Raw genomic sequence first — 1,105 nt, 5'->3', positions numbered from 1 at the left:
CTAGCTGTACTGCCCAGGGAGGTTGTTTGATCTGGCTTCCCTGATGTGACGAGAACCTCCCGGCAGAGTGGAGCTGCTACCGCATCCGCTCTGAACCAGGAGGTTCTCGTGTCTCACGCTAACGCGGCGCTCACCCCGCGCCAAAGGCTCCGTCTTGCACAGAAGATCGTCGACGAGGAGTGGACGGTCGCCGCGGCGGCGGACTACTTCCGTGTCTCCTGGCCCACCGCCGCGAAATGGGCGCGACGCTACGTCGAGCTCGGTGAAGCGGGGATGGCCGACCGGTCCTCGCGCCCGCATGCGCATCCGAACAAGACCCCGACGCACCGTGTGAAGAAGATCGTGCACCTGCGGATCCGCAAGCGCCTGGGGCCGGTCCAGATCGCCGACCGCGTCGGGATGCCGGCCTCGACCGTCCACGCGGTGCTGAAACGGTGTCGACTGAACCGGCTCTCGCATGTCGATGTGAAGACCGGGGAACCCGCCCGCCGGTACGAGCACGACAAGCCCGGCGCGCTGATCCATGTCGACGTGAAGAAGCTCGGCAACATCCCCGACGGCGGCGGCTGGCGCTACGTCGGACGGTCCCAAGGCGACCGCAACCGAGCAGTCACGGCCAAGCGCACCGGAAAGCGAGGCATCGCCGGCGACATGGTCACCGGCACCGCCTACGTCCACACCGTCATCGACGACCACTCCCGCGTCGCTTACGCCGAGATCCACGACGACGAACGCGCCGAGACCGCGATCGGCGTCCTGCAACGGGCCGTGTCCTGGTTCGCCGACCGCGGCGTCCGCGTCGAACGGGTCCTCTCGGACAACGGCCCCGCCTACCGCTCCCACGCCTGGCGACGCGTCTGCGCCGAGCTCGCCATCACACCCAAGCGCACACGTCCTTACCGTCCGCAGACGAACGGGAAGATCGAGCGATTCCATCGCACTATGGCCGACGGTTGGGCCTACGTGAAGCACTACAACAGCGAATCAGCCCGCCGCGCAGCCCTGCCCGCCTGGCTGCACTTCTACAATCACCACAGGCCCCACACTGCGATCGGGAAGCTCCCGCCCATCAGCCGGATCTCAAACAACCTGCCTGGGCAGTACA

1 protein-coding gene is annotated in these 1,105 nt (G+C 66.8%); it reads left to right on the top strand.

What is annotated here, in order from left to right:
* Positions 1 to 108: 108 nt before the first annotated feature.
* On the top strand, positions 109 to 1,105 hold a 997-nt coding region (locus AC3ENO_RS14910), incomplete at its 3' end, for an IS481 family transposase (RefSeq protein ID WP_434971351.1).

Source organism: Microbacterium sp. bgisy207, assembly GCF_057706855.1.
This window is presented reverse-complemented; position numbering and strand designations above follow the sequence as displayed.